The organism is Pseudomonas frederiksbergensis (assembly GCF_003732275.1).
Taxonomy (GTDB): domain Bacteria; phylum Pseudomonadota; class Gammaproteobacteria; order Pseudomonadales; family Pseudomonadaceae; genus Aquipseudomonas; species Aquipseudomonas frederiksbergensis_H.
Window position 1 is genome coordinate 602,003 of sequence record NZ_MOBM01000039.1, and the last position, 21,164, is coordinate 623,166.

23 protein-coding genes and 1 pseudogene are annotated in these 21,164 nt (G+C 59.7%); 13 read left to right on the forward strand and 11 right to left on the reverse strand.

Annotated elements, in window-relative coordinates; translation table 11 throughout:
* Positions 1-32 precede the first annotated feature (32 nt).
* Positions 33-1,091 (reverse strand): MBL fold metallo-hydrolase, encoded by a 1,059-nt coding sequence (locus tag BK662_RS28850; RefSeq protein ID WP_123360354.1) that lies wholly within the window; start codon positions 1,089-1,091, stop codon positions 33-35.
* 214 nt (positions 1,092-1,305) lie between these two features.
* On the opposite strand from BK662_RS28850, the gene BK662_RS28855 reads away from it, so the two are divergent.
* Both BK662_RS28855 and BK662_RS28860 read left to right on the forward strand, forming a co-directional pair.
* On the forward strand, positions 1,306-1,914 hold the full coding sequence (locus BK662_RS28855) for a TetR/AcrR family transcriptional regulator (protein WP_123360355.1): 609 nt from the start codon (positions 1,306-1,308) through the stop codon (positions 1,912-1,914).
* A 140-nt stretch (positions 1,915-2,054) separates the two neighbouring features.
* Positions 2,055-2,600 carry a DUF1003 domain-containing protein gene (locus tag BK662_RS28860; protein WP_123360356.1) on the forward strand — a complete coding sequence of 182 codons (546 nt, stop codon included), beginning with the start codon at positions 2,055-2,057 and terminating at the stop codon, positions 2,598-2,600.
* A 6-nt stretch (positions 2,601-2,606) separates the two neighbouring features.
* Here the strand turns inward: BK662_RS28860 and BK662_RS28865 are convergent, their stop codons facing one another.
* Positions 2,607-3,548, reverse strand: coding sequence for a LysR family transcriptional regulator (locus tag BK662_RS28865; protein WP_123360357.1), 942 nt, complete (start codon positions 3,546-3,548; stop codon positions 2,607-2,609).
* A 15-nt stretch (positions 3,549-3,563) separates the two neighbouring features.
* On the opposite strand from BK662_RS28865, the gene BK662_RS28870 reads away from it, so the two are divergent.
* Both BK662_RS28870 and BK662_RS28875 read left to right on the forward strand, forming a co-directional pair.
* Positions 3,564-4,271, forward strand: coding sequence for a CTP synthase C-terminal region-related (seleno)protein (locus BK662_RS28870; RefSeq protein WP_123360358.1), 708 nt, complete (start codon positions 3,564-3,566; stop codon positions 4,269-4,271).
* Positions 4,268-4,591, forward strand: coding sequence for an antibiotic biosynthesis monooxygenase family protein (locus BK662_RS28875; RefSeq protein ID WP_123360359.1), 324 nt, complete (start codon positions 4,268-4,270; stop codon positions 4,589-4,591). Before BK662_RS28870 ends, BK662_RS28875 begins: the two co-directional genes overlap by 4 nt.
* Positions 4,592-4,716: 125 nt before the next feature.
* Here BK662_RS28875 and BK662_RS28880 read toward each other — a convergent pair whose 3' ends face one another.
* Complete coding sequence (locus BK662_RS28880; protein WP_123360360.1) at positions 4,717-5,043, reverse strand: DUF2025 family protein; 327 nt, start codon at positions 5,041-5,043, stop codon at positions 4,717-4,719.
* Between the two features lie 236 nt (positions 5,044-5,279).
* Between BK662_RS28880 and BK662_RS28890 the strand changes: the two genes are divergently transcribed.
* The 3 genes from BK662_RS28890 to BK662_RS28900 all read left to right on the forward strand — a co-directional run bounded on the left by BK662_RS28890 (position 5,280) and on the right by BK662_RS28900 (position 8,251).
* Positions 5,280-6,407 carry a glycerophosphodiester phosphodiesterase gene (locus tag BK662_RS28890; protein ID WP_123360362.1) on the forward strand — a complete coding sequence of 376 codons (1,128 nt, stop codon included), beginning with the start codon at positions 5,280-5,282 and terminating at the stop codon, positions 6,405-6,407.
* 200 nt (positions 6,408-6,607) lie between these two features.
* Complete coding sequence (locus BK662_RS28895; protein ID WP_007898755.1) at positions 6,608-6,913, forward strand: PepSY domain-containing protein; 306 nt, start codon at positions 6,608-6,610, stop codon at positions 6,911-6,913.
* Positions 6,914-7,072: 159 nt separating this feature from the next.
* Positions 7,073-8,251, forward strand: coding sequence for a GAF domain-containing sensor histidine kinase (locus BK662_RS28900; protein WP_123360363.1), 1,179 nt, complete (start codon positions 7,073-7,075; stop codon positions 8,249-8,251).
* On the opposite strand, the pseudogene BK662_RS28905 reads toward BK662_RS28900, so the two are convergent.
* Together BK662_RS28905 and BK662_RS28910 are read right to left on the reverse strand one after the other, a co-directional pair.
* A pseudogene (locus BK662_RS28905) lies at positions 8,248-8,681 on the reverse strand (hypothetical protein). The gene BK662_RS28900 and the pseudogene BK662_RS28905 overlap by 4 nt on opposite strands.
* 111 nt (positions 8,682-8,792) lie before the next feature.
* Complete coding sequence (locus BK662_RS28910) at positions 8,793-10,418, reverse strand: methyl-accepting chemotaxis protein (RefSeq protein ID WP_123360364.1); 1,626 nt, start codon at positions 10,416-10,418, stop codon at positions 8,793-8,795.
* 277 nt (positions 10,419-10,695) lie between these two features.
* On the opposite strand from BK662_RS28910, the gene BK662_RS28915 reads away from it, so the two are divergent.
* Positions 10,696-11,718 carry a transporter gene (locus BK662_RS28915; RefSeq protein WP_123360365.1) on the forward strand — a complete coding sequence of 341 codons (1,023 nt, stop codon included), beginning with the start codon at positions 10,696-10,698 and terminating at the stop codon, positions 11,716-11,718.
* Between the two features lie 192 nt (positions 11,719-11,910).
* A complete protein-coding gene (locus BK662_RS28920) occupies positions 11,911-13,527 on the forward strand; it encodes an inorganic phosphate transporter (RefSeq protein WP_123360366.1) in 1,617 nt (538 codons plus the stop codon).
* 182 nt (positions 13,528-13,709) lie between these two features.
* On the opposite strand, the gene BK662_RS28925 is transcribed toward BK662_RS28920, so the two are convergent.
* Complete coding sequence (locus BK662_RS28925; RefSeq protein WP_123360367.1) at positions 13,710-14,147, reverse strand: multidrug/biocide efflux PACE transporter; 438 nt, start codon at positions 14,145-14,147, stop codon at positions 13,710-13,712.
* A gap of 89 nt (positions 14,148-14,236) precedes the next feature.
* On the opposite strand from BK662_RS28925, the gene BK662_RS28930 reads away from it, so the two are divergent.
* Positions 14,237-15,091: a LysR family transcriptional regulator gene (locus BK662_RS28930; protein WP_123360368.1), complete on the forward strand. Its 855-nt coding sequence runs from the start codon at positions 14,237-14,239 to the stop codon at positions 15,089-15,091.
* A gap of 121 nt (positions 15,092-15,212) precedes the next feature.
* Here BK662_RS28930 and BK662_RS28935 read toward each other — a convergent pair whose 3' ends face one another.
* The 4 genes from BK662_RS28935 to BK662_RS28950 all read right to left on the reverse strand — a co-directional run bounded on the left by BK662_RS28935 (position 15,213) and on the right by BK662_RS28950 (position 17,866).
* Positions 15,213-16,448, reverse strand: coding sequence for an RNA polymerase sigma factor (locus BK662_RS28935; protein WP_123360369.1), 1,236 nt, complete (start codon positions 16,446-16,448; stop codon positions 15,213-15,215).
* Positions 16,448-16,939: an SRPBCC family protein gene (locus BK662_RS28940; RefSeq protein ID WP_123360370.1), complete on the reverse strand. Its 492-nt coding sequence runs from the start codon at positions 16,937-16,939 to the stop codon at positions 16,448-16,450. The genes BK662_RS28935 and BK662_RS28940 overlap by 1 nt, the downstream gene beginning before the upstream one ends.
* A gap of 27 nt (positions 16,940-16,966) precedes the next feature.
* Complete coding sequence (locus tag BK662_RS28945) at positions 16,967-17,311, reverse strand: YciI family protein (protein ID WP_123360371.1); 345 nt, start codon at positions 17,309-17,311, stop codon at positions 16,967-16,969.
* Between the two features lie 129 nt (positions 17,312-17,440).
* The gene (locus BK662_RS28950) at positions 17,441-17,866 is read right to left on the reverse strand and encodes a YybH family protein (protein ID WP_007898742.1); all 426 of its coding nucleotides are present in this window, start codon (positions 17,864-17,866) and stop codon (positions 17,441-17,443) included.
* Positions 17,867-18,007: 141 nt separating this feature from the next.
* On the opposite strand from BK662_RS28950, the gene BK662_RS28955 reads away from it, so the two are divergent.
* From BK662_RS28955 to aqpZ, 3 genes are all read left to right on the forward strand, one after another.
* Positions 18,008-18,493 carry a GNAT family N-acetyltransferase gene (locus BK662_RS28955; protein WP_123360372.1) on the forward strand — a complete coding sequence of 162 codons (486 nt, stop codon included), beginning with the start codon at positions 18,008-18,010 and terminating at the stop codon, positions 18,491-18,493.
* Between the two features lie 18 nt (positions 18,494-18,511).
* Positions 18,512-19,117 carry a pyridoxamine 5'-phosphate oxidase family protein gene (locus BK662_RS28960; RefSeq protein WP_123360373.1) on the forward strand — a complete coding sequence of 202 codons (606 nt, stop codon included), beginning with the start codon at positions 18,512-18,514 and terminating at the stop codon, positions 19,115-19,117.
* A 182-nt stretch (positions 19,118-19,299) separates the two neighbouring features.
* Positions 19,300-19,998 (forward strand): aquaporin Z, encoded by a 699-nt coding sequence (gene aqpZ, locus BK662_RS28965; protein WP_123360374.1) that lies wholly within the window; start codon positions 19,300-19,302, stop codon positions 19,996-19,998.
* A gap of 20 nt (positions 19,999-20,018) precedes the next feature.
* Here aqpZ and BK662_RS28970 read toward each other — a convergent pair whose 3' ends face one another.
* A complete protein-coding gene (locus BK662_RS28970) occupies positions 20,019-21,143 on the reverse strand; it encodes a GNAT family N-acetyltransferase (RefSeq protein WP_123360731.1) in 1,125 nt (374 codons plus the stop codon).
* Positions 21,144-21,164: the final 21 nt, after the last annotated feature.

The following is a 21,164-nucleotide window of genomic DNA, read 5'->3' on the forward strand; positions in this document are numbered from 1 at the left end:
GCTTCCACAGCAAGCGGCCCGGCAGCACAACATCAAGCGTTCTGAGCCGTCACCTGATCGCTTACACTTTCCACCCCCTGCCACCACGCGCTACCTCGTTGCGGATACATCACGTTGAACGCTTCGCCCATTTGCGGCGTAGTGATCGACACGTTCCGCTCCCAGGCCAACGCTAAAATGCGGTCGAAGGGTTCGTACCAGGCGTGCATTGACAGGTCGAAGGTGCCGTTGTGGATTGGCAGCAACCAGCGCCCATTAAGGTCTATGTGCGCTTGCAGGGTTTGCTCGGGCTGCATGTGAACGTGCGGCCACTCGACGTTGTAGGCACCGGTTTCCATGAGCGTGAGGTCGAACGGACCGTACTGTTCGCCGATGCGTTTGAAGCCGTCGAAGTAGCCGCTGTCGCCACTGAAGAAGATCCGCGTGTCGCCGTCGATCATCACCCACGACGCCCAAAGGGTGCTGTTGCCGTCGAACAGGCCCCGACCGGAAAAGTGCTGCGAAGGTGTGGCGACGAATTGAACGCCATCGACCTCGGTGCCCTGCCACCAATCCAGTTGGCGCACTTTGCTGGCATTGATACCCCATTTGATCAGGGTGTCGCCCACACCCAGCGGTGTGAGGAAGAATCGGGTCTTGTCCGCCAGCTTGAGGACGGCCTGATAATCGAGGTGGTCGTAGTGATCGTGGGACAGGATCACCGCTTCAATCGGCGGCAAGTCTTCGAGGCTGATCGGCGGTTGGTGGAAACGCTTCGGGCCGGCCCATTGCACCGGAGAGGCGCGCTCGGCGAAGACCGGGTCGGTGATCCAGAATTTGTCTCGCAGTTTCAGCAGAACCGTAGAATGGCCGAGGCGATAGACACTGTGGTTGGGCGCGGCGATCAACGCAGCCTGGGTCAGTGTTTGCACCGGGACGGGAGTGGACGGCCGGGTGTCCCGTGGTTTGTGGAAGATCATGTTCCAAATGATGCGCACGGTTTTGCGAAAGCCTTCGCGCTGCACCGGCACATGGTTTCGGTACTGCCCTTGAGCCTGTCGTGAAGCTTCCGGCGTTGAGGCGTTATCCGCTGGAGAAGTTGAAGTGGCCATGACTGAATGACTCCAGAAAAACCGCACGATTGACGATTTTCCGCTTGGGACGATAAATGGCCAAGGCACGCACGCATCAGCCGGAGATTCTTTTGTCGCTGCGCAGGATTAACAAAACATTACACTGCACAGTGTAGTTTCAAGGTTGCATCAAAGCTGATCGCAAGTAAACTACCAAGTGTAGTTCTCCACTTCTTCCTGCCAAAGCGTATTTATGACAGCTCCACAGCGCCTTACTGACCGTAAACGCGAAGCCATCATCCAGGCGGCGATTGCCGAATTCCGTGCCAACGGTTTCGACATCACCAGCATGGACAAGATCGCCGCCACCGCTGGCGTGTCGAAGCGCACCGTGTACAACCACTTCCCGAGCAAGGAAGAGTTGTTCGCCGAAATCCTCAATCAATTGTGGGTGCGGGTAACGGCTGAACAGGAAGCGGCCTACCGCCCTGACTTGCCCCTGCGCGATCAGTTGCGCCTGATGTTGCAGGCAAAACTGCAGATGCTGGCCGATGACAACTTTCTCGACCTGGCGCGGGTGGCGATCGCCGCCACCATCCATTCTCCCGAGCGCGCGCAGGACATGGTCGCCCGTATGGGTGAGCGCGAAGAAGGCCTGACCGTGTGGATTCGCGCGGCCCAGGCCGATGGCCTGTTGAAACCGGTCGCACCCGAGTTCGCCGCGCAACAGGTTCAGGGATTGCTCAAGTCGTTTGCGTTCTGGCCTCAGATATCCATGGGCCAGCCAGGCTTGTCGCCCGAGATGCAGCACACCGTTGTGGAGTCGGCGCTGGACATGTTCCTGGCCTGTTATGAGCTCTGAATCGAGCTGCAAAAAATGACAATATCCGGGGCTTTATCGCCGATCGGTCGCTCTGAGTAGAAACACCGAAATGTGTTTCAGAATGAAACTGGTGCGGGAGCTATAGTGAGCCTCAGTCCCAGCGCCATGCAGAGAGCACCATGAGCACCCCGACCCGCGAAACCGAAACCGAACTCACCGGCCCCGTCGATCACCTGCGCTTCCATCGCCCTCACGCTCACCTGGCACCTACTTTCGGTACCGACCGTTTTGCCCTGCGCGCCGAGGCCTTTGCGCGATTCTTCGGCACGCCGACTTTTCTCGGCGCCCAGACCCTGATTGTGGTGGTCTGGATTTTCCTGAACCTGTCCGGCGTGACCGATTTTGATCTGTACCCGTTCATCCTGCTTAACCTGGCGTTCAGCCTGCAAGCGGCCTATGCCGCACCGCTGATTCTGCTGGCCCAGACGCGCCAGGCGGCGCGAGACAAAGCCCAGTCAGACGCCGATGCGCGACATCGTGAAGCCTTGGCCGTGGCCAACAGCGATCGTCAGGCCCAAGCCGCGCGACACACCGCGCAACTGTTGGAGCTGCTGGAGCAAAACACCCGGCTCACCGAAATCACCAAGACCCTGACCGAGCGTATCGAAAGCCTGACGTCGGAAATGCATCAGCACTTCGTAGGCAAAGAGCCGCCGAAGGCGTGATCCGACTCAAGGCCACTTAAGCGCCCGCCCCAACTCATCGAACAACGTCACCACCGAGCGCAATGCGCGGCAGTCTGGGCGAGTGAGTAACCACAGTGCGGTGTCGTAACCGTGCAAGGGCTCGGTCAACGGTTGCAGTCCGTCACCGATGAGGAAGTCCGGCAACGCCGCGACACCCAGCCCGGCCCGCACCAACTCGGTCACCGACAACATGCCGTTGCAGCGATAGCTTGGTGTCACGCCAGGCAATTGTTGACGTCGCCAGGCGACGGTGGGGTGATCGGGCAGGAAGTCGTCCGGAGCGATCCAGGTCAATGCAGCCAGGTCGTGGGAATCCACCGATTGCAGATAGGCTGCGCTGGCACAGACCCGGTAGGAAATATCCGCCAACCTCCGACCCACCAAATGCTCAGGCGGTGTGCGGGTCAACCGCAAGGCGATATCGGCGTCGCGGCGGCTGAGGTTGGCGAAGTCGTTGGAGGTGCACAGTTCAATGGTCAACGCCGGGTAAGACGGCATGAACCGCGCCAGTGCCGGCAACAACAAACTTTGCAGGACCGAATCGGTGCAGGTCAGGCGCACGGTACCGCTGATGACTTCACCGCCCTGCTCCACGCCAATGCGCGCCGCCTCCAGCGCTTGTTCGGCGCGCTCAGCCTGCTCGGCCAGGCTCTGCGCCAGCGTGGTCGGCAGGTAACCGGCGCGACTCTTTTCGAACAGTTGCTGGCCCAACGCGGCTTCCAGTCGGCGGACGGCGCGAAACACCGTCGAGACATCGACTTTCAACAACGCCGACGCCCGGGCCAGAGAGCCGCCGCGCACCAGGGCGAGGATCAGGGACAGATCCGGGTAGTCCAGTCGATAGTGCGTCGGTGCATTGATCACTTGGGATAACGCCAATATTGATTGCGTGAACGCCAATCTATAGTGGGTGCCAGAAATCAACAAGCGTCGAGATCACTCATGGAAACCAACGCCATCCGCATCGCCCTGATCGGCGATTACGACCCTCAGGTCACCGCCCACCAAGCCATTCCCGTCGCCCTCGGCATGGCCGCCGAACACTCAGGCAAGAACATACAGTTTCAATGGTTGGCCACCGACAGCATCGACGCCGATACGCCACTGAATGACTTCGATGGTTTCTGGTGCGTGCCCGCCAGCCCTTATCGCGACATGGACGGTGCGTTACGGGCGATCCGTTTTGCCCGCGAGCAGCAGCGACCTTTCCTCGGCACTTGCGGCGGTTTTCAGCACGCGGCGCTCGAATTCGCCCGTAACGTTCTGGGCTGGAGCGATGCCGAACACGGCGAGACCTCGCCCGACGCGAGGCGGGCGTTGCTGACGCCGCTGACGTGTTCGCTGGTGGATGCCGTCGACAGCATTCATTTGGTTGAAGGCTCGTTGATCGCCAAGGCGTACGAAAGGGCTGAGATTCGCGAGGGATATCACTGCCGTTATGGTGTGAATCCTGAGTTTGAACGGGAGCTACTGAAACAACAGTTGCACGCGGTTGGCCACGATTCGATGGGGGATCTGCGGGCGGTGGAGCTAAAAGATCATCCGTTCTTCGTCGCGACGTTGTTCCAACCGGAACGCGCCGCGCTCAAAGGCAATCTGCCGCCGTTGGTTCGCGCGTTGATCGAGGCCTGCGCGAGGCAACAATCATGATCGCCCAGACACCTGCAACGCCTTACTACGCAGTGATTTTCACCTCGCTGCGCACCGACGGCGATCTCGGTTATGAACAGGCCGCCGAACGCATGGTGGAACTGGCCCGGGAGCAACCCGGCTTCGTTGGCGTGGAATCGGCCCGGGGTGCGGATGGGCTTGGGATTACGGTGTCCTACTGGGCCAGTGAAGCGGCGATCCTGGCCTGGAAACACCATCCCGAGCACAGCCCAATTCGCGAACGCGGGCGATCGACTTGGTATTCGGCGTGTCATACGCGGGTGTGCAGGGTTGAGCGGGCGTATTTGTTTGAGCAGTAACAGTTGCGGTGTTCTTTAGGCCGCCATCGCGAGCAGGCTCGCTCCCACATTGGTTTTGTGATCGACACCTAATCAATGTGGGAGCGAGCCTGCTCGCGATAGGGCCAGCCAAGTCATCGCAATATTCACCCCCGCACCAAACTCCTCACCGCCGTAATCTGCGGCACTTCCCGCCGATCCATATACACCCGCAACGGTTCGGTGATGTTGATCCGGTCGTCGATGTTCTGGTCCAGCAACAACTGGATCAGTTCGCGCTTGAGCGTCATGGTCTGTTCGGGGCCGAGCGCCCAGACGAATTCACTGGAGGGGATGATGCCGTCATCAGCCACGTCCATGCCGAACGAGTCTTCGCTGAAACGAACGATGTATTGGCCGGTCTTGCGATTGAGGCCGACGAAGCCTTTGAGTTGGTCGGCGGCCTGGCAAATGAGCTGGGAAGTGATGCGCATGATAAACCTCACAAAAGGTCGCAAAGGACCGGTGATCGATGGTTTACACGCAGGACAAGCGAACGGGTTTCCCTCTGCCGGGGAAATGGCCGGGGCCAAGAGTACTGCAAAGAACCGCACAAAAGCGCAGAAAAAATCTGCTTTAAACACGTTTATGTCGGTCTTGCGATAGCGCAAGCGGCGTTCAGTTGTTAAAAGATACGTCTTTGAAAATCTATCGCAAAAGGACTTCGACCATGCCTGTCACCTTCACCAAGAGCGCCCTGCTGCTGAGCCTGATGCTCGGACTCGGCCAGGCACAGGCCGCCAACGAGCCAAGCCCCACCGCACTGGCGACGCGTCTGGGCATTCCGCACCCGGCGGTGATCGCCCACCGTGGCGCGTCTTTCGATGCACCGGAATCCACCGCCGCGGCTTACAAACTGGCTCGCGATCTGGGCGCCGACTATCTGGAAATGGACCTGCAGCGCAGCAAGGATGGCGTGCTGTTCGCCCTGCACGATAACAACTTGCAACGCACCACCGACGTCGCCACCAAATTCCCTGAGCGCAAGGACAGCCAGGCCAACGAGTTCACTATCGCCGAACTCAAAACCCTGGATGCCGGCAGCTGGTTCAACAGTGCTTACCCTGATCGCGCGCGTCCGTCCTACGCGGGTCTGAAGATCCTGACTCTGGACGAAATCATCGACATCGCCCAGGGCAACCCGCTGCACAAGCCGGGCCTGTACATCGAAACCAAAGAGCCGAAGCAGTTTCCCGGTATCGAGCGCGACCTCAAGGAGAAACTCCAGGATCGCGGTTGGCTAAGCCCGGTCGGTTCGAAACTGGCGAAGAGCGAACTGGCGGTCGGTCAGGGCAAAGGCAAAGTCGTGCTGCAAACCTTCGAGAAGAGCAGCCTCGAACTGCTCGAGAAGGAAATGCCGCAAGTGCCGAAAATCCTGCTGCTGTGGGTGGGCGAAGGCAGCATCGAGCCGAAATCCAAAGTGACGTTCGCCGAGTCCGGTGACAAGGATAAAGCGACCTACTACGCCAAGCAGGAACCGAAAGACAAAGCCGAATTCCAGCAATGGGTCGAGTACGCCAAGGCCCAGGGCGCCATCGGCACCGGGCCTTCGGCTGCGCTGACCAAGGGTGGCGATCAGAGCTATTCGGACCTGGTGAAACCGTGGATGAACCAGTACACCCATGATCAGGGCCTGCTGGTACACGTCTACACCATCGACGATGCCGTGGATTATCAGAAAGTGGCGGATGCCGGGGTCGATGGCATCTTCACCAACCGCGCCAGCGAACTGCTGAATTTCTATAAGCGTCCGGCAGCGGCGAGCGTTGCGCAGTTGTTGCAGAACAACGGGTATTGATTCGAGACCGTGGCGCCTGTTTCGCGGGCAAGCCACGCTCCCACAAGGTCTGCGCAAAACCTGTGGGAGCGTGGCTTGCCCGCGATTGCTTTCTGACTGGCCTGCTTATCTGTTGAGGTCGCCGCGAGCAATTAAGGGTGAATTAAGTCGCGCTGTTTAGCCTGATCCCACTTAAACAGCTCATCCAAGGAAAGAACTTCATGAAAACCTTAACTGCCCTGTTCACCGCTGCTGCCCTGACCCTCACTGCTGGCCTGGCCCAGGCCGACGTTCGCGTCGACCAGATCCCTGAGTTGGTCAAGAGTGGCAAGATCAAGCCCCTGGAAGAACTGAACCAGGCTGCCTTGAAGTTGCACCCGGGTGCCACGATTACCGACACCGACCTGGATAACCACTTCAACGGTTACGAATATGAAGTTGAACTGCGCAGGGCTGACGGTACCGAATGGGACGTGGACTTCGATGCCACTACCGGCAAGGTTCTGAGCAACAAACAAGACACGTGATTCAACTGCAAAAAAGCCGCACGACTTTCGGGTCGTGCGGCTTTTTTGCGTTCGGCGTCAGGCAGTTCGCTGAAGCGACGAACGAAGCCGCGACAATTCGCGCAAGCCCGCTAGAATCCCTCCAGACCATTTGGCATGTTGAAGCAGAGAACCAAGGATATGGGGCAAACAGCGGCAGCAGACGTCGCCACGATCAGCCGGATCAGCGCGGTGCCGGCGATTCTTCAGGTGATCAGTGAGCTGACCGGCTTGCGGTTCGCGGCGGTGGCTCGCGTCATCGAAAACACCTGGACCGCCTGCGCGGTGCTCGATCGACTGGGTTTCGGTTTGCAGGTGGGCGATGAACTGGATCTGGTCTCCACCCTGAGCAACGAAATTCGCCAGGGCCACCACTCGATGGTGATCGACAAGGCCAGCGAAGATCCGCTCTATCGCAATCACCTCATGCCTCAGACTTATCAATTCGAAAGCTACATTGCCGTCCCGATATTGCGCACTGACGGGCGCTTTTTCGGCACTATTTGTGCCCTTGATCCCGATCCGGCACCGCTCAAATCCAGCACGATCCTTAGCACCATGGAGTCGTTCGCCCGGATGCTGGCGCTACAGATCGAAGCTGACGAAAACCTGCAACGGACCGAAGCGGCGCTGATCAAGGAACGCCAAACCGCCGAACTGCGCGAACAATTCATTGCCGTGCTCGGCCATGACCTGCGCAATCCCTTGTTCGCCATCAGCGCCGGCGCCGAAATGCTCCTGCGCAAACTTTCCGATCCGGCGAATGAGCAACGAGCCCGGCACATCCTCACCAGCGCCCGACGTGCGACCAAACTGGTGGAAGATGTGCTGGACTTCGCGCGGGGTTCACTGGGCCGAGGCATCCCCGTAAATATCGAGCCGTGCCCGGATCTGGCGGATGCGTTGCGGCATGTGATTTCCGAGATCCAGAGCATTTACCCTAAACGCATCATTCAGTCGTCGATTGGCGACCTGAGCAACGTTCATTGCGATCGCGAACGGGTCGCGCAATTGCTGTCCAATCTGCTGGCGAACGCGGTTGTCCACGGAGATCCCGACAGCCCGATCGAGGTCAGTGCTCAGGTCGAGGATGGACACTTCGAATTGAGCGTGAAAAACCAAGGGCTGATTGCCGAGGATGCGCTGCCGCATCTGTTCCAGCCCTACTCGAAACCAGCCGGCGCAATACCGCAGGCAGGTCTCGGGTTGGGGTTGTACATTGCCAGTCAGATTGCGCAGTCCCATGGCGGGAAACTGGAGGTGGTATCGACCGAGCAACAGGGCACGACGTTTACCTTCAGCTTGCCCTCACGGACTTAAGCGGTGGTGCTGACCACCGAACCCGACGTGCTGCCACCCTCATCCTGCAACGCTTGCAACAACGCCGCCGTCACCGTCTGCAACGAAGCCGACGTGGCCGCAACCTGCGACTGAGCCGCCGCGACGTCCGCAGCTTTGGCTTCGGCGCTGTCTTGCCTGGCCTGGGCTGCTTGCAGTTGTTGCTGTTGTTCCTGTAATTGCTTTTGCAGCTCGGCGAGCTGCTTGCGCAGTTCTTTCACCGTATCGGATTCGCTGCTGCTGGAACTGCTGTCGCTCGACGCGGATGCACCGCCAGCGGCAACCTTGGTGGTGTCGCTGGACACCTCAGTCGTCGCTGCGATGTGGTGTCTTCGGTGCTGTCGCTGATCGCGGTTTTGCTTGAAGGGGTCGACAGGGTCTGGTTGATCGAAACGGAGCTGATGCTGACCATGGGATTTATCCAATGTGGCGTTTGGGTAAATCCCTCATCGACGGGCACGGCAGGAACTTGAGAGCGACTGTGTACCGGCTCGGTAACCGAACCGGTACACAGCCCGTTCCACTAGGCGCCCAACCGCGCCGTCACTTCATTCAACTGCCCCGACAACCCATGCAGATTGTGGCTGGCCGCTTCGGTGCGTTGCACGTTATCCAGGTTGGTACTGGCGATACTGGTGATTTCGGTGAGGTTGCGCGAGATATCCTCGGCCACTGAGGTCTGCTCTTCAGCGGCGGTGGCGATCTGGCGGTTCATGTCGCGAATGGCTTCCACGGCATGGGTGATGCGCTCGAGCATGGCGCCAGCCTGGGTCACTTGCTCGACGCTCTCTTCACTGCGCGACTGGCCGCTTTCGATAGCCTGGGCCGCGTCCACCGCACCGGTTTGCACGGTTTGAATGATCTGGTTGATCTCGATGATCGACGCCGCCGTGCGCTGGGCCAGACTACGCACTTCATCGGCGACCACCGCAAAACCGCGCCCGGCTTCACCGGCACGGGCCGCTTCGATTGCGGCGTTGAGCGCCAGCAGATTGGTCTGTTCGGCGATGCCGCGAATCACTTCCAGCACCTTACCGATGCGCCCGCTGTCGGCTTCCAGACGACGGATGACGGTGGCGGTATTAGCGATTTCACCGCGCATTTGGGTAATGGTGTGAATGGTGCCCTGCATGACTTTTTCGCCCTGCTGAGCGGACTGGTCGGCATCATCGGCCGCTCGTGCCGCATCGGCCGCGTGGCGCGCGACTTCTTGCGCGGTGGCGGACATTTCGTTCATCGCCGTGGCCACCTGATCGGTACGGTTGAACTGCTCGTTAGTGCCGCTGGCCATGAGGCCGGCAATCGAGTTCAGTTCGCCGCTGGCGCTGTCCAGGTCCGTCGCGCTGCGCTGCAAACGACTGAAGGTTTCGGCGAGGAAATCGCGCAAGGTGTTGGCGGCCTTGGCCAGGTTGCCCAACTCGTCTTGACGGGTGCTGGCCACGCGCTCGGCGAAGCGCCCTTGGCTGAGCTGTGCCACATAGTCGATCAGTTTGCGGATCGGCTCCACCAGGTTGCGGTTGACCAGCCACAGACTCAACAGGCCAATCAGCAGGCCCGACACCAACATCACGATGATCCCCAACAACACCGTCTGATCGGCGCTGGCGCTGATCAGTTTCGATTGCTCGGTGCCCTGCTTGCGCAACTCGCTGACCAGTTCACTCATCTGCTCACTGGCGGCACGGTCCACGCCTTTGACCGCGTTGTCGCCAGCCGTTGGATCGGCACCGGCTGCCACGTAGGCATCACGGCCCTTCTGATAGGCCCCACCCAACAGACGATGTTCGTCACGCAGGCGTTCGATGCGGGTCTTGAGTTGCGGCTCGATGCCCTTCTGCCCGGCCAGTTCACCGAGGATGCCCTGCACGTCGCGCTGGCGGTCCTCGAATTGCTTCCAGTATTTGTCCAGGTCCGCAGGTTGCTTGCCGCGCAGCAGGACGTTTTTCCATTCCTGAACCTGCACCTTGAATTGCAGGTTGGCTTCATCGATCAATTGCGACGTGTGCAGCGGGCCTTCGATCAGGTTCGCGTAGCTCTGAACGCCGTTGGACAGAAAGTGAAAGCAAGCCAAAGCGATCAGCAACATCGCCAACAGGCTGCCGCTCAACAGGGCGAGGATTTGCGCTCTCAAGGATTTTTGCAAAAACATTCGAGTGGTATCTCATGACAGGGATAAGGCACGCCAAAGTGGCATGCAAGATGTCCGGACAATCCCTGTCAGCGACACTGGTTCACCACCAGAATCGGAAGATCAACCTTAGCGTCATCGGCGGGCCAGAGCCTTTCTTGAGCCCTTCCGACCACCGGTAGGAGGCCGGATTTGCGCCGCCCTCAAACTGTCACAAAACCTTCAACATACGTTGCGATGATGGGGCTCAAGTGAACCTGTGAAACCCGCGACAGGCGCCTCCTCACAGCGAGACCTCATGAATCACAGCATTGACCAACGCCATCGCGATTCTGACCTGTTCGGCCTGCTTTACGGTTTCAGTTTTCGCCCCGGCGAGCGCGGTCGGGAAATCGATTCGGCCAGGGCGCTGCACTGCCTGCAGCACCCGGACGACAGTGATGAATTCCTCTGGCTGCACCTGAACCTGGCCCATGCCGCGTGCGAGCGCTGGATGAAAAGCCATCTGGCATTGCCCGACGAGTTTTTCGAAGCGCTGCACGAAGGCTCCCGTTCGACACGCATCGAGCATGTCGATTCGGCGTTGCTGGCGGTGGTCAACGACGTGGTGTTCAACCTCAGCAGCATGGTCTCCTCGGATGTCTCGACGCTGTGGGTTTGCGCCCGCAGTCGGCTGATCATCAGCGCACGCCTGCAACCGCTGCACTCGGTGGACAAATTGCGTTCTTCGGTGAAGGCCGGTGAATGCTTTCGCTCGCCGCTGGAGTTGCTGGTGCATTTGCTGCGCGATCAGGGCGAAGTGCTGACGCAGATCGTGCGCAAGACCAGCCTCAGCGTCGATCAGATCGAGGATGAGTTGCTGTCTTCGCGCCTGTCGACCAACCGGGCTGAGCTGGGCGCCAACCGCCGGGTGCTGGTGCGCCTGCAACGGTTGCTGGCGCTGGAGCCGGGCTCGTTGCTGCGCCTGCTCAATCGCCCGCCGCAATGGTTGCAGAAAGAGGACGTCAAGGAGCTGCGCAAGTCCACCGAGGAGTTTGCGCTGATCATCAACGACCTCACGGCCCTCGGTGAACGGATCAAGCTGTTGCAGGAAGAAATCGCCGCCAACCTCAACGAACAGAGCAACCGCACGCTGTTCACCCTGACCGTGGTCACGGTGCTGGCGCTGCCCATCAACATCATCGCCGGCTTCTTCGGCATGAACGTCGGTGGCGTGCCGCTTGCCGGCGATCCGGAGGGGTTCTGGATTCTGGTGGCGCTGGTCGCGACGTTTACCCTGATTGCCGGGCGCTGGGCGTTTCGCAAGCGCCAGGATTATTAAGATCAAAAGATCGCAGCCTTCGGCAGCTCCTACATTTGAAATGCGATCCCTGTAGGAGCTGCCGAAGGCTGCGATCTTTTGCCTCTGCGCTTTAAGACTGCAAAAAACCCAAACACTGATCCAGCGCAGCCTGTCTGTAATATTTACCAACGATCATGGGAGACACTCCTTCTCTGCTCAGGATTGTCCGGCATGGCTACGCCTTCCTTCACCGCCGCTGCCCAGGCTCCCGCCAGCAGTGCCAAGCCACAACTCGATAAAAAGCCCGGCCTGTTCACCATTGTGCTGTTCTTTGTAGTGCTGGGCAGCGGGCTGTTATTCACCGCCTACAGCCTGATGCACGACATGAGCGAACTCGGCACGGTGGTCACCACCTGGACGCCGTTTCTGTTGTTGGGCGTCGCGCTGCTGATTGCTCTGGACTTCGAGTTCGTCAACGGTTTTCACGACACCGCCAACGCCGTGGCGACGGTGATTTACACCAACTCCCTACCGCCGAATTTCGCCGTGGCCTGGTCCGGGTTCTTCAACTTTCTGGGGGTGTTGCTGTCGAGCGGCGCGGTGGCGTTCGGCATCATCGCCCTGCTGCCGGTGGAGCTGATTCTGCAAGTCGGTTCCTCCGCCGGTTTCGCGATGATCTTCGCGCTGTTGATCGCCGCGATCCTGTGGAACCTCGGCACCTGGTGGCTGGGCTTGCCGGCGTCTTCGTCGCACACCCTGATCGGCTCGATCATCGGTGTCGGCGTGGCCAATGCCCTGATGCATGGCCGTGACGGCACCAGTGGCGTGGACTGGGCCCAGGCGACCAAAATCGGTTACGCGTTGCTGCTGTCGCCGCTGATCGGTTTCGTGTTTGCTGCGCTGTTGCTGCTGGCGTTGCGCGTCTTCGTCAAAAATCGCGCGTTGTACAAGGCGCCGAAGGGCGACACCCCGCCACCGTGGTGGATTCGCGGCATGTTGATTCTGACCTGCACCGGTGTGTCCTTCGCTCACGGTTCCAACGATGGCCAGAAAGGCATGGGCCTGATCATGCTGATTCTGGTCGGTACCCTGCCGATGGCGTATGCGCTGAACCGCACCATGCCGGCGGATCAGGCCTTGCAGTTCGCTGCGGTGGCTGAAGTTACCCAGCAAGCGCTGATGAAAAATTCGCCGCTACCGGCACCCGCCGATCCACGCCCGGTGCTGACTGATTACATGCGCAGCAAGGAGGCCACGCCGCAATTGATCCCCGCCCTCGCCGCGCTGGCAGGCCACATCGGTAACGAAGTGAAGGGGTATGGCTCGCTGTCGAAAGTCCCGGCCGAAGCGATGGGCAACGTGCGCAACGACATGTACCTGACCAGCGAAACCATTCGCCTGATGGACAAGAACAAGGTTGGCAACTTCGACGCCGACACCACCGGCAAGCTGCAACTGTTCAAGCAACAGATCGACAATGCCACTCGGTTTATTCCGCTGTGGGTGAAAATCGCAGTAGCCATTGCCTTGGGGCTGGGCACCATGGTTGGCTGGAAACGCATTGTGGTGACGGTCGGCGAAAAAATCGGCAAGACGCACCTGACCTACGCCCAGGGCGCCTCGGCGGAAACCGTGGCGATGCTGACCATCGGCGCTGCCGATATGTTCGGCCTGCCGGTGTCGACCACCCACGTATTGTCTTCAGGCGTGGCCGGGACCATGGTCGCCAACGGTGGCGGCTTGCAGATGAAGACCATCCGCAACCTGCTGATGGCCTGGGTGCTGACCTTGCCGGCGGCGATTGTGTTGTCGGGCAGTTTGTATTGGTTATTTACCAAGCTGTTCTGATCACACAAGCCTCGCTCCTACACGTCGTCCGTTGTTGTTCAGGTCGGGGCTAGGGTTGGATATTTTCTGGAATCAGGATCAAAAGATCGCAGCCTGCGGCAGCTCCTACGCCGATTGGGTACATCCGTGATGATGGTTGTACTCAATCAACGCAGGAGCTGCCGAAGGCTGCGATCTTTGCTTTAAACCTCGCAAGCCCTGCGCACCAACAGCCGCTCACGCACCACGTCATAACCCCAGTGATAAACGTAGGTGTACGGCAGGAAAAACAGCAGCACGCCGATGTCCAGCAGGAACGCCTGCCACAGGCTGACCTTCAGCCACCAGGCAATCAACGGCACACCAAACGCGACCAGACCGCCTTCGAACAACAGCGCATGCACCACGCGCACCCAAGCGTTACGCACAATGGCAAAGCGCTTGAGCAACCGGTCGAACAGGCCGTTGAAGACCACGTTCCAGGCCAGGGCAAGGGCTGCAATGGCCATGGTTACCGCGCCCATTTCCAGCATGGGTTTGTCCATGACCCAGGCCAGCAGCGGGGTACAGATCAATATCGCCAGCAGTTCGAAACCGATGGCCTGGAAGATTCGTTCAGTGATGGATTTGTTGGCGTTCATGGCCAGACTCCCTGAGTGACTATGGTTGCCATGATCTGTCATCACACCGATACTTCATAATCAATAACCATCGATCAAGGCGATAGTTAATGGCTTCCCACGAAGTGTTGCTGGCGTTTGTCCAGGCGGCGACTCAAGGCTCGTTTTCTGCTGCGGCGCGCAAGCTCGGTCGCAGTCAATCGACCATCAGCGCCGCAGTGGCCAGCCTGGAAATCGACCTGAACCTTGCCCTTTTCGACCGCAGCAGTCGCAAACCAAGCCTGACCCCGGCCGGACACGTCATGTTGCAGCGGGCCGAGGAGATTCTGGCCGCCACCAGCCGTCTGGAAATGACCGCCAGCCAACTGTCCCAAGGCGTCGAGCCGAAGCTGACCGTGGCGATTTCCGACACCTATCAGTCCGACCGTTTCGAAGCGGCGCTCAGTGCTTTCGAGCAGCGCTATCCCGATCTGGAACTTGAATGCCTGATCGCCGAATGCGATGACCTGGTGGCTCTGGTGCAACGCGGCCGAGCGCATGTCGCGTTCGCCGAGATGCAAGACAGCTACCCACCAGACCTGGTCAGTTCAACGGTGGACGAGCGCACGGAAATCGCCCTGTTCGTGTCCCACGCTCACCCACTGGCGAAGCTGGAGGGAATCGATCAGGACGTGCTGCAACAGCACCGCGAGCTGCGTCTGGCAACGATCGTCAATCCGTATGAAAGCCGGGCAAAGGGGCGCGTCTGGTCGGCGCCGAGCTACCTGATGCTGCTGGAAATGGCCCAGGGCGGGTTCGGCTGGGCGCCGTTGCCTCGCTGGCTGGTAGGCCGGTTCGGAGCCGGATTGTTGGTGGAGCTGAATGTGCGCGGCTGGCCGAAACCGGTATGCGTCGATGCGCTGTGGTCGCGGCTGCATCCGCCGGGGCCGGCGGGGAGTTGGTTGCTTGGCAAGATGCTGGAATAGCGGTGCTGCCATCGCGAGCAAGCCCGCTCCCACATGGGTTCTATGTCGGGCACATATTCTCTATCCACCGACGATCAAATGTGGGAGCGAGCCTGCTCGCGATGGGGCCAGTGAAATCACATCACTCCAACGCCTTGAGCCGCCCCTCGATAAACCGCCGCTCCGGCACTTGCTGTGTCAATTCCAGCGCCCGCTCATACGCCGCTCGCGCCTCATCCACCCTCCCCAACTGCCGGTAAAACTCTGCCCGCGCCGAGTGCGCCAGGTGGTAATCGAGCAACTCGCCCCGGGCCAGAATCCCTTCGATCAACGTCAGCCCGGCCAACGGTCCATCGCGCTTGGCCAGCGCCGCCGCGCGGTTCAGTTCGATCACCGGTGACGGCACGGCCCGCAGCAGCACATCATACAAACCGACAATCTGCAGCCAGTCCGTCTCCGCCGCCGTGGGCGCTTCGGCATGCACCGCCGCAATCGCCGCTTGCAGGCAATAAGGCCCGAAACGCCCCGTCGTCAGCGCCCGCTCCACCAATGCACAGCCTTCGGCAATCAGCTCGTCGTCCCACAACGAGCGATCCTGCTCGTCCAGCACAATCAGCTCGCCGTCGGGCGAAGTCCTGGCCGGGCGCCGGGACTCATGCAACAGCATCAGCGCCAGCAGCCCCATCACTTCCGGTTCGGGTAGTAATTCCATTAACAATCGACCGAGACGAATCGCTTCACGCGTCAGGTCTTCGCGGGTCAATTCGTTGCCGATAGACGCCGAATAACCTTCGTTGAACACCAGGTAAATCACCCGCAGCACGCTGTCGAGACGCTCGGGCAGTTCTGTCAGGGTGGGCACCTGATAAGGGATTTTCGCGTCACGAATCTTGGCCTTGGCCCGCACGATGCGTTGGGCGATGGTGGCCGGTGCCGAGAGAAAGGCCCGGGCGATTTCTTCCGTGGTCAGGTCGCAGACTTCACGCAGGGTCAGCGGCACTTGAGCGTCCGCCGCGAGTGCCGGGTGACAACAGGTGAAAATCAGCCGCAAGCGATCGTCTTCCACATCTTCATCACTCCAGTCAGCCTGCTCCAGCTCTTCCAGTTGAGCGATCAACATCGGCCGGGACGCATTAAAGCGCGCGCGCCGACGCAACACATCGATGGCCTTGAAGCGCCCGGTAGACACCAGCCAGGTGCGCGGATTGTCCGGCACACCGTCACGCTGCCAGCGTTCGACCGCGACGAAAAACGCCTCGTGCAGCGCTTCTTCGGCGAGGTCGAAATCGCCGAGCAGACGGATCAGGGTCGCCAGAATCCGCCGCGAGTCTTCGCGGTAGACCTGCTCGACTCGCGCCCGTACCAACTCGCCAGGCATCAGTCCGGCATGCCTTCAGTCACCAGCGTCTCCAGCCGATCGAGGCTTTGCCCCCAACCGTCGTGAAACCCCATGGCCTCGTGCGCCTGACGATCTTCTTCGCTCCAGTGCATGGCGCGGGCGGTGTAGAGGGTTTTGCCGTCCCGGTCTTCGAGCGTCACTTCGGCGGTCATGAACGGTTTGCCGGAGGGAATCCAACCGGGAAGAAAAGCGTCGGTGAACACCAGACGCTCCGGGGCGACGATCTCCAGAAACACGCCCATGGTCGGATACTCGGAGCCATCCGGCGCCCGCATCAAGGTGCGAAACTGACCGCCCACCCACAGGTCCATTTCGCACTCCGGCGTGGTCATGCCGTGAGGCCCCCACCATTGGGCGAGCAGCGCGGGCTCGGTCCAGGCGCGGAAGATTTTGCTGCGCGGCGCATCGATCAGGCGACTGATGGACAGCTCGAATTCGGCCGGTTTTCGCTGGACGGATTGCGGACTCATGAAAGAACTCCTGTTGTGATTGTTATTTTAGGGATTCAACTGGCGAACGGGTCGCACCTCGACACAGCCGACCCGGGCCGCAGGAATGTTGCCGGCGACCTGGATGGCCTCATTGAGGTCCTTGGCATCGATCAGGTAAAACCCGGCCAACTGCTCCTTGGTTTCAGCGAACGGGCCATCGGTGACCGACATTTTGCCGTTGCGCATGCGCACGGTGGTCGCGGTCTGCACCGACTCCAGCGCTTCGGCGGCGATCATCCGGCCGCTGCCCTGGATCGACTCGCTGTAGGCCATGCACTCGGCGTCATTGGGGCTTTCGGGCAACGAGTGCAACTCGTGCTCGTTACTGTAGACCAGGCATAAATACTTCATGGGGACTCTCCATTCTTTGGGGCTCTCCATCTCTTGGAGCTCTGCCCTGATCGAACTGATCAACTATGGCTGCAGATGGGTGTTTTGGCGTTGCTTTCCGATAAACAGCCCGACGAATCAGGCCGACCATCAGGGTTCCAGATTGAATAGCGCCGCACCGCTCGTCATGTCGAACGGTGCCGACCAGTGCTCGTGAACGATCTGCCATAGCCCCGCTTCCTGGCGGTAGCACGCGGTGACGCGCATCCAGCAGGCCTGGGTTTCACCCTTTTCATTGGTGCCGCCGCAATGCGCCAGCCAGTGAGCGAAAGCGATCTCCTGCGACGGCACGATGTCGATCTCGTGGAACTCGAAAATGTGCGGGCCAGGGCACATCTCCATGCATTCCTGCCAATGCGCACGGTAGGCCGCCTTGCCCTTGAATTGCAGCGCTTTGACGGCATCGAAGGAGACGATGTCGTCGGCGTAAAGGGCCATGACCTTTTCCACGTCCTTGGCGATGACCGCCTGGCGATAGTTCTCGATCAGGTTATGGATTTGTGTCTGAGCATTCATGATGGTTTCTCCGTGTTTTTTTATTGAAGACACCCTTAGTCGTCTGGTGATAAGCCAAATCGACAACCGAAATAAAAATAATCCATGGCTGCAAACTCGCTAGAATCCGAGCCTCATTTCCGTTGGAAAAAGGACACTCCAGTGACTGCCCGACTCGTGCCTTACGAAAGCCTGAACGCTCTGCAGCGCCAACAGGTCGAGGCCATCGAAATCCACGCTGAACAAATCAAATTCTCCGGCGACATTCATGGTGCGTTGCACACCTTGCTGTCCAAGCCTGGCCCTGGCGTCAAAGGCTTTGCGCTACTGGTGGAGGATGCTCCGGTGGCCTTCCTGCTGCTCAAGCGCCCGCCGGTGCTGCCGGCCTGGGCCGATGAACACAGCGCCACCCTGCACGCCCTGCAGGTCGATCGCCGCGCCCAGGGCAAAGGCTATGGCAAAGCCTGCCTGCAAGCCCTGCCCGAGGTTGCGCGCCAGGCCTGGCCGGAAATCAAAGGACTGGAGTTGTCGGTGGATGCAGACAATGAGTCGGCCATCGCGTTGTATGCCAAATATGGCTTTGTCGACAGCGGCGAAGCGTACAAAGGCCGAATCGGTTACGAACGGCGAATGGGGCTGGTTTTCTGATTCGTAGAGGGATGAACGATGTTGAATTCAATCGAAGCGCTGGAAGCGATCTACGGCCTGCCCCATGACCGCGCGGTGCGCAAGCAGATCCCGTTTCTGAACGAGGACTATCAGGCGATGGTCCGCGCCTCGCCACTGGTGATTATCAGCTCGGTCGGCCCCGACGGCATGGACGGTTCGCCACGTGGCGATACACCGGGTTTCGTGCGGATCGTCGATGAACGCACGCTGGCGATCCCGGATCGACCGGGCAACAACCGCATCGACACGCTGCGCAATGTCGTGCTCGATTCGCGGGTATCGCTGCTGTTCATCATTCCAGGGATAGGCGAGACATTGCGGGTCAATGGCACGGCGCAGATCAGCGCCGAGCCCGAGTTGCTGGAGAGTTTTGCAGTCAACGGCAAACAAGCACGCACGGTGATGCTGGTGACGGTGCAAGCGGCGTATTTCCATTGTTCGAAAGCGATTGTGCGTTCGGATTTGTGGAACCCGCAGAAACACCTCGAACGCTCTGCACTGCCGACCGCCGGGGCGTTTCACAAGCGCCTGAACGATGGGCAGTTCGATGCCGAGGCGTATGACCGGGAAGCACCGGCGAGAGTGCGGGAGAGCCTCTACTGATCACCCGCTCCCACATTAGATCGGCGAACCGCCACAACCCTTTAAGCAGGGCCCTGGCGGTTTTTTATGGTCACTGGAATTTCATTAAAACCCTGCTGTACTCAGCCAAGGTTCTGGAGATGGTTCTGTAGTCCATCTGCTGGATGCACAACGACAGTGTTATCTCGACAGGGAAATTCGCTATGTCTTTGTTCAAACGCTCGGCTACAGAATTGGTGGGGACGTTCTGGTTGGTGTTAGGGGGGTGCGGCAGTGCGGTCCTGGCAGCGGCGTTTCCAGACGTGGGGATCGGTTTGCTGGGGGTGTCTTTGGCATTCGGTTTGACGGTGCTGACGATGGCCTTCGCTATTGGCCACATTTCGGGCTGTCATCTCAACCCTGCGGTTTCGGTCGGGCTGGTGGTCGGTGGACGGTTCCCTGCCAAAGAACTGCCCGCCTACATCATCGCCCAGGTGATTGGCGGGATCATCGCAGCGGCTCTGCTGTACTTCATCGCCAGCGGCAAACCTGGCTTCGAACTGGCCAGCGGCCTTGCATCCAATGGTTACGGCGAACACTCGCCAGGCGGCTACTCGATGGCAGCGGGCTTTGTCAGTGAACTGGTGATGACCGCCATGTTCATCCTGATCATTCTCGGCTCCACCGACAAACGCGCCCCGGCCGGGCTGGCGCCCATCGCCATCGGCCTGGCGCTGACCCTGATCCACCTGATCTCGATTCCGGTCACCAACACCTCGGTGAACCCGGCCCGCAGTACGGGCCCGGCGCTGATTGTCGGCGGTTGGGCGATTCAACAACTGTGGCTGTTCTGGCTGGCGCCGATTCTGGGTGCCGTCATCGGCGGCGTGACCTATCGCTGGCTCGGTAAAGAGGACAGCTAACAAGGGACATAATGCGAAGATCAGCCTTGTCGGTAGGGCAAGGCTGTCTTCGCTTCTTCTGCATAGCCCATGACCCCGACCCGCTCACGCTCAAGGAAGTCTTTCACCGCCGACTTCAAGCCCGGGTGGCGCAGGTAATGCCAGGAATGGGTGATCACCGGTTCAAAGCCACGAATCAATTTGTGCTCACCCTGAGCGCCAGCGTCGAAACGATGAAAGCCGTTGGCAATCGCGTAGTCCATGCCCTGATAGAAACAGGTCTCGAAATGCAGGCGATCGAACTCTGCCAGGCAGCCCCAGTAACGACCATAAAAACTGTCGCCACCGACCAGACTGAAGGCCATGGCCACCGGTCGTGAGCCTTGTTTGGCCAGCACCACACGGATCGACTCCGGCATGCGCTCGGCCAACAGACTGAAAAATTCTCGCGTCAAATACGGCGCTTGCCGACGTACTGCGTAGGTATTGGCGTAGCAGGCATACACAAAGTCCCACTGCGCCTGGTCCAGTTGTCGTCCTTCCAGCCATTCGAAATCGATGCCCTGCCCCGCCACTTGCTCACGCTCCTTGCGCATTTGCTTGCGCTTGCGCGAACTGAGGGCGTCGAGGAAGTCCTGAAAATCCCGATAACCGCGATTCTGCCAGTGGTACTGACAGCCAATGCGCTGCAACCAGCCAGGCTGTTCGGCCAATGCCGCGTCGGTGAATGGATCGGTGAAGTTGATATGGGCGCTGGAGAGTCCTTCGATCTCCAGATAACCCGGCAGGCTCTGCAGGAGTTCGAAACCGTCCTCGATCGTCGCCGCCAGCAATCGCGGCCCGCTGACCGGGCTGAACGGCACCGCCGTCAACAACTTGGGGTAGTAGTCGATGCCGGCACGCTCACAGGCTTCGGCCCAGGCATGGTCGAACACGTACTCGCCGTAGGAATGCCATTTGCGGTAACTGGGCAACGCGGCGATCAGGCGATCGCCTTCAACATGCAGCAAATGCTCGGGCTGCCAGCCGGAATGCGGGCCAAGGCTGCCGCTGTCTTCCAGCGCGCTCAGAAAGGCATGACGCAGAAACGGCTGAGTTTGCGGTACCAGCGCGTCCCAGGTGTGCGGCGCGATTTCGGACAAACTTTTCAGACGTTGCAGCGGCATTAGCATCCCAACCATCATTTT